Source organism: Acinetobacter sp. B51(2017), assembly GCF_003711395.1.
Classification (GTDB): domain Bacteria; phylum Pseudomonadota; class Gammaproteobacteria; order Pseudomonadales; family Moraxellaceae; genus Acinetobacter.
In genome coordinates this window covers 26,229-34,021 of record NZ_PJRJ01000030.1, presented here as the reverse complement: position 1 = coordinate 34,021, position 7,793 = coordinate 26,229, and the positions used below count along the sequence as shown (strand labels likewise).

Annotated in this window: 3 protein-coding genes; all 3 read right to left on the bottom strand. The window is 38.9% G+C overall.

The features are described 5' to 3' along the window. Window positions 1-473 precede the first annotated feature (473 nt). Window positions 474-4,469 (bottom strand): hypothetical protein, encoded by a 3,996-nt coding sequence (locus CYK47_RS12525; RefSeq protein ID WP_122902187.1) that lies wholly within the window; start codon window positions 4,467-4,469, stop codon window positions 474-476. 677 nt (window positions 4,470-5,146) lie between these two features. Next, window positions 5,147-6,310 (bottom strand): type III PLP-dependent enzyme, encoded by a 1,164-nt coding sequence (locus CYK47_RS12520; protein ID WP_122902186.1) that lies wholly within the window; start codon window positions 6,308-6,310, stop codon window positions 5,147-5,149. 114 nt (window positions 6,311-6,424) lie between these two features. After that, entirely contained in the window at window positions 6,425-7,747 is a 1,323-nt protein-coding gene (locus tag CYK47_RS12515; RefSeq protein ID WP_122902185.1) for a condensation domain-containing protein, read from the bottom strand. Window positions 7,748-7,793: the final 46 nt, after the last annotated feature.

The following is a 7,793-nucleotide window of genomic DNA, read 5'->3' as shown; positions in this document are numbered from 1 at the left end:
TTTTTTCGCAAGAGATGCGATGGATGTCTGGTGATTTATAGTCATAAATTTTAGTCCCCACTTGTTTTTAAGTGGGGACTAAATTAAGGCTTATAGGATGAATTCATAAGGTGTGTTCAGCGGACGCTTACGATTGGACTTGATGAGGCAGTCCTCTACGTAGCGGACGATTCTTAAAGCAGTAGGCTCTGACACATCAAAACTCGTTGCGACTATGCGTGAATATTTAAAATTATTGGGTACAAATAAGCAGTAAAAGATAGATCGGTTTTTGATTTATGAAAGAGATTTATAGATTATCAATATTCATCATGAAGAAGATAAATCATCATTTTTCAATAGATTATATCTAAGATCTTTGTGTTCTTTTACATAGAATGATTTAAAAGGCTAAATTTAATTTCATCAGATCTAAAAAATCGTCCACCCTAAGGTAGACGACTTTAAATTTATACGAATGATCTAGTTTTTAATTAAACGAAACTTTGAGAGTTAAGCAATTGATCAATATTAGAGTCCTGATCAATCGTCGCTACGAATACAGGTTCAATAACTGCCGACTCTACCTGAGTTACTGCGATATCTAAAGTTTCACCTGTTTCGGTAACTACTTGGTCAACTACATTGCTTTCTAGCACTGTAGAAACAAGTTCGTTTACTAAATCATAAGCTTGCTGTTCTTCAGCAAGTGATACGACTTCTGGTGCTTCAACATCAACTGCAAATGCGGATTTAGTCGCTAAGCCACCAAGCAGACCACCTAAGAGACCACCATTGATAGAGCCATTCACTGAATCGCCATCTACATTTACGTCCACTGAACCAGTAATGTTATTTAATAAATTATCTAGCAAATCGCCAAGATTTGTAGACGTTCCACTATCACTATTACCAGAACCCGTCAAACCACCTAGTAAGTTACCTAAACCATCGCCAGATAATAAACCGTTGGTTAAACCACTGACCAAATCAGTCACAACATCAAGTGATAAGAGGCCATTCGTTAGACCACCTAATACATCAGTAACGACATCAAGTGATAACAAACCATTCGTTAAACCGCCAACTAAGTTAGTTACTAGATCAAGCGATAGCAAGCCGTTCGTTAAACCGCCAACTAAGTTAGTCACTAGATCAAGCGATAGCAAGCCGTTTGTTAAACCGCCAACTAAGTTAGTTACTAGATCAAGCGATAGCAAGCCGTTCGTTAAACCGCCAACTAAGTTCGTCACTAAATCAAGCGATAGCAAGCCGTTTGTTAAACCACCAACTAAGTTAGTCACTAGATCAAGCGATAACAAACCATTCGTTAAACCGCCAACTAAGTTAGTTACTAGATCAAGCGATAATAAACCGCCAGTTAAGCCACCGATTAAGTTCGTCACTAGATCAAGTGGAAGTAATCCACCTGTTAAACCGCCTAGAAGATCATTTACCAAGTCTAGTGATAACAAGCCGTTTGTTAAACCGCCTAGAAGATCAGTGACTAGGTCAAGCGATAATAGACCACCAGTTAAGCCACCGATTAAGTTCGTCACTAGGTCAAGTGGAAGTAATCCACCTGTTAAACCGCCTAGAAGATCATTTACCAAGTCTAGTGATAACAAGCCGTTTGTTAAACCGCCTAGAAGATCAGTGACTAGGTCAAGCGATAATAAACCGCCTGTTAAGCCGCCGATTAAGTTCGTCACTAGGTCAAGTGGGAGTAATCCACCTGTTAAACCGCCTAGAAGATCAGTGACTAGGTCAAGCGATAATAAACCGCCAGTTAAGCCACCGATTAAGTTCGTAACTAGGTCAAGTGGAAGTAATCCACCTGTTAAACCGCCTAGAAGATCAGTTACTAGGTCAAGCGATAAGAGACCGCCAGTTAAGCCACCGATTAAGTTAGTCACTAGGTCAAGTGGAAGTAATCCACCTGTTAAACCGCCTAGAAGATCAGTTACCAAGTCTAGTGATAACAAGCCGTTTGTTAAACCGCCTAGAAGATCAGTGACTAGGTCAAGCGATAATAGACCACCGGTTAAGCCACCGATTAAGTTCGTCACTAGGTCAAGTGGGAGTAATCCACCTGTTAAACCGCCTAGAAGATCAGTGACTAGGTCAAGCGATAATAAACCGCCAGTTAAGCCGCCAACTAAGTTAGTCACTAGATCAAGTGGAAGTAATCCACCTGTTAAACCACCTAGAAGATCAGTTACCAAGTCTAGTGATAATAGACCGCCAGTTAAGCCGCCTAGAAGATCAGTTACTAAATCAAGCGATAATAGACCGCCAGTTAAGCCACCGATTAAGTTCGTCACTAGGTCAAGTGGAAGTAATCCACCTGTTAAACCACCTAGAAGATCAGTTACCAAGTCTAGTGATAATAGACCGCCAGTTAAGCCGCCAACTAAGTTAGTCACTAGATCAAGTGGGAGTAATCCACCTGTTAAACCACCTACAAGATCAGTGACTAGGTCAAGCGATAATAGACCACCAGTTAAGCCACCGATTAAGTTCATCACTAGGTCAAGTGGAAGTAATCCACCTGTTAAACCACCTAGAAGATCAGTTACCAAGTCTAGTGATAATAGACCGCCAGTTAAGCCGCCTAGAAGATCAGTTACTAAATCAAGCGATAATAGACCGCCAGTTAAGCCACCGATTAAGTTAGTCACTAGATCAAGTGATAACAAGCCGTTTGTTAAACCGCCAACTAAGTTAGTCACTAGATCAAGTGGGAGTAATCCACCTGTTAAACCACCTACAAGATCAGTTACTAAATCAAGCGATAATAGACCGCCAGTTAAGCCACCGATTAAGTTCGTCACTAGGTCAAGTGGAAGTAATCCACCTGTTAAACCGCCTAGAAGATCAGTTACCAAGTCTAGTGATAATAGACCGCCAGTTAAGCCGCCAACTAAGTTAGTCACTAGATCAAGTGGGAGTAATCCACCTGTTAAACCGCCTAGAAGATCAGTTACCAAGTCTAGTGATAACAAGCCGTTTGTTAAACCGCCTAGAAGATCAGTGACTAGGTCAAGCGATAATAGACCGCCAGTTAAGCCACCGATTAAGTTAGTGACTAGGTCAAGTGGGAGTAATCCACCTGTTAAACCGCCTAGAAGATCAGTTACTAAATCAAGCGATAATAGACCGCCAGTTAAGCCACCGATTAAGTTCGTAACTAGGTCAAGTGGAAGTAATCCACCTGTTAAACCGCCTAGAAGATCAGTTACTAGGTCAAGCGATAAGAGACCGCCAGTTAAGCCACCGATTAAGTTAGTCACTAGGTCAAGTGGAAGTAATCCACCTGTTAAACCGCCTAGAAGATCAGTTACCAAGTCTAGTGATAACAAGCCGTTTGTTAAACCGCCTAGAAGATCAGTGACTAGGTCAAGCGATAATAGACCACCGGTTAAGCCACCGATTAAGTTCGTAACTAGGTCAAGTGGAAGTAATCCACCTGTTAAACCGCCTAGAAGATCAGTGACTAGGTCAAGCGATAATAGACCGCCAGTTAAGCCACCGATTAAGTTCGTCACTAGATCAAGTGGAAGTAATCCACCTGTTAAGCCACCTAATAAGCCATCTGCTAAATCTAAAGACAAGATACCTTGCGTTAAACCTTCAATCAGTTTGGTCAGTAAATCTAATGATAAAATACCGCCGTTTACACCGCCTAGTAAATCACCAACGAAGTCCAAAGAAAGGATACCGTTTGTTAAGCCATCAATCAGGTGATTTAAAACACCTAATGACAACAAGCCGCCAGTTAAGCCGCCAATTAGAGTCGTTACTAAATCCAGTGGAAGTAAACCACCTGTTAAACCTTCTAATAGTTTAATCAATACGTTATTTGCAAATAAAGCATCTGCAACATGGTCAACCACATCTGTGGTCTTATCAACTAAACCATCTACAGTTTGGGTTAAGCCACCCACAAGACGATCAACGCCTTCCAGAGAGACACCTCCTAACAAACCACCCAACACATCCGTAAGCCCGTCAACCAATACATCCACTGCGTCTGTTAATTTATCTGTTACGTTATCAACAGTATTGGTTAATGTTTTAACCGTTTGATTTAAAGTGGTTAAGCCTAAACCACTAAAGATATTAGTCACTAGATCAACAGGTAATTTACCTTCAACGACTTGATCGAAAAGCGTTGTTGCAAGCGTTGGTGAAAGCTTACCTGAGTCAATACCATTTACGATCCCTTCAGCAAACGTCGCTGATACTGCACCAACTTTAACTTGCTGTGCCAAGTTATTGAATAATGGCGTCGCCACCTTACCGCTATTTACACTTGAAATTGCTGAGTCTACAGCTGTTTTTGATAAACCCGCTTGACTAAGCTCAGTCTTAAGCTCATCAATCGGATCACTCTTTTTCTTAAATAGATTACCGGTAAGCGTCTGTAATGTCGTGCTCAGCACGTATGAAAGTGGTGTTGTGATGAGACCGAGGATGTTGACGATCATGGTTATACCCTTGTTTATAGCTTTCAAATTAGTTTGTTATGAAGTCTTACCAAAAAGTTTATATATGCCGTTAAAACGGTTCTTTACTTAAATGGCTATTCGATTCTACAAAAATATTTAACAATTTTAATACCTTTTTGTATCAATTTTATTAAAAAATAATTAAACCGCAATTGACCCCTATACTCAAGATTACTTGGATAATATTTCAAAAAAATTAAATAAAAAATATAAATAATTTTCATACACTTACAAAAATTTATTGTATTGTCAATATAATAAAAACCAAAAAACTTATCAATTTATGATAATAAAATATACATATTAAATTCATATTTATTCATTAAATTAATCATAAATCTTGATCATTTATTACTATTTTCACGCAAAGAATTAGTATTTTATATCAATTAACTATTTAGCTAAATTTTATAATTTAACGATTTATATACCTATTTTTTTTATGGTTTTAATATGAACGAAATTATTTATTGGGACATCTAGATCTTATATTCTATTTTAGTCTTTATATCTTTTTCATAATAAACTTCGTCATCTTTGCTGTAAATTTTAGGACGATTTTTAGCCGCAGCATTCACCTCATAAAAGGTTTATTTTAGTCTTCCTCAGGTGATTACCCTAAGTGTTGGACTGAGGAGACTAAAATTTTTATAACATCATAGATAATACGTTTTTAGTGGAGGATAACCATTGAACTCTACTGATGCATAAGATGTGGTATAAGCGCCTGTACTGAGCCAATATAAGCGATCTCCCATCGCCAAATCTTTAGGCAAAGGATAGCCTATTTTTTCATACATAATATCTGTCGAGTCACATGTTGGACCGGCTAATACAACATCCGCTTGCGGTGAACCATTTTGCATTTTGGGAGTGTAAATTGGATACTTAATCATTTCTCCTAAGGTTTCAATGAGACCATTAAATACACCAACATCTGTATAGATCCAACGTTTTTGATCCTGTTCAGATTTATTCGCGATCAATACAACTTCTGAAACGATAACGCCTGCATCTCCAACAAGAGAACGACCTGGTTCTAAGAATAAAGTGATTTCTTGCTTAAAATTCTCAGTCAAATACCCTTGAATATGTCGTGCATATTCTTGAATGCTATCAATCTGTGCTAAATATTGTGCTGGAAATCCACCACCAGCATTAATCAACTTCAACTGAATATCATGTTGCTGTTGAAGCGTATCAAATATATGTTTAACGGCATCTAAAGCCGTTTTCCATACCCTGACATCATTTTGCTGACTTCCCACATGGAAGGATACGCCATAGGGTTGTAAACCCATTTTTTTAGCTTGAACCATTAAATCAATCGCCATTTCACGATCACAGCCAAACTTACGTGATAATGGCCAATCAGATGTGGGACCTGATTCCACCAAAACGCGCACAAATACCCGCGAGTTTGGTGCAAACTGAGCAATCTGCTCTAAATCTGCCTGTGCATCAGTGACAAATAAACGTACGCCTTTTTGATATGCATAGGCCACATCTGTTGCCTTTTTAATGGTGTTTCCAAAAGAAATACGCTCTGCTGTTATACCACACTCAATCACACGATCTAACTCATAAATTGACGCGACATCAAAGCAAGCCCCAAGTTTATCTAAACGGTTTATAATTTCACAGCTTGGATTGGCTTTCACTGCGTAAAAAATATGGGCTTGAGGAAAACCGTGTCGTAATTCTTGATACTTAAACTCAACGCGATCTAAATCCACCAATAAAAATGGACTGGCTTTAGTTTCAGCAAAGGTTTGAATTTTTTGCCACTGTTCTGCTGCGTAATAGTTATTTAAATCCATGAACGATCCACTCACTTGATATAGAAATATAAAGAAAGGGTCTGTGGCTATTGAGATTGGCTAAGACCTGTTTGATTCTGCTTACATCACTTTAAAAATAATGTGATCACTGCTTTACTCTGGCAGTTTTTTCTCAATGTTGAGCTTCTCCCCAACCAACTGAGGTTGTTGTAGCCATAAGCGCAACATATTCATAAAATCATGCCAATATTCACGCAATGACTCCACATCATATAACTCTTTATGACCATCTACTGCCAAATATAAACGCTCGATTCCATTCACAAATTTGTTGGTAATCGCAACATCAAAGTCTTCAATTGGCCCGGCTGAAATTGTAGTCTTAGTTAAAAGGCATCCTTCAAACTGCTCAGGTAATGGATAAGGAATCCAATTGACGACGGGTCCAAATAAAATATTTTCAAAAGGATCAAATCCTTCTAATACAAAACGCATTTGCTCGAAGTAGCTTTGCTGATGCGGACGAATTTCAACCAAGCGCTGTGCTAGCAATGTGACAGTTTCAGGCAAATTTTCTTGGCCTGTCGCAGCTAAACGGACAGGCAAAATATTCATGACTAAACATGGAATTCGCATTGCTGCTGTACCTAGACGTGACATCATCGGCACACCAAAGCATTGTTTCTTATCACCTGATTGTTTGGCTAAATAAATCATCATTACCGCCATGACAATCATCGCACTTGGCAGCTTAAGTTCTGCAGCCAGTGTGTTCATGCGTTGTTGCATGTCCCAATCAATCACGTCTTCATAACGCGGCCCTTGAGAAAATGGTTGCTTTAATTTGCGCTTTAAACGTTTTTTAGGGGCTAAATCATATGAGAAGTTGTCACGCCAAAATTGCAGATCTTTTTCTGCTTTGGGAGACTCTAAGTAACGTTGTTCATCGGCTAAGAATTTTTCAAAGTGTTGAAAAGGTTTATTTTGCAATGTTGTAGAATTTTTTAAGGCTTGATAATAATCTAAAAAACGATGAATCATTAAAGCATAAGCATATCCATCTAAAGCAACGTGATGTGCCCTAAAAAATAAACCGTACTTTTGTTCGCCTAAATGTGCGAAAGTATAGTCATATAAATGCCCGCGACTTAAATCAAACTCAGGCTCAACCGCGTGATCTGCCCAATCTAAAATACCTTGATCGTCTAAATGTGATAAATCGACAAACTGTGGTGGACGTAGTTCGACATCATCAATACGGAATACTTTGCCATCTTTTTCCAAAGCACGCCAATGCAATGCTTTTGCTTCTTTAAGTGTCAGCTCAATGGCTTGATGAAATAACTCACGGTGTAGTGGCCCTTCAATGACCAACCATTCTGCGGTGTGAAACGGATAACTGCCATGATAATGATGCCCTTTCCACATACTATGCTGCGCGCGGGTTAAAGGAGCTAAAGAATCCATTGTTTGCATGTGTCATACCACTGATCAAAAAAATTATAATTTGCTATAAATTTTT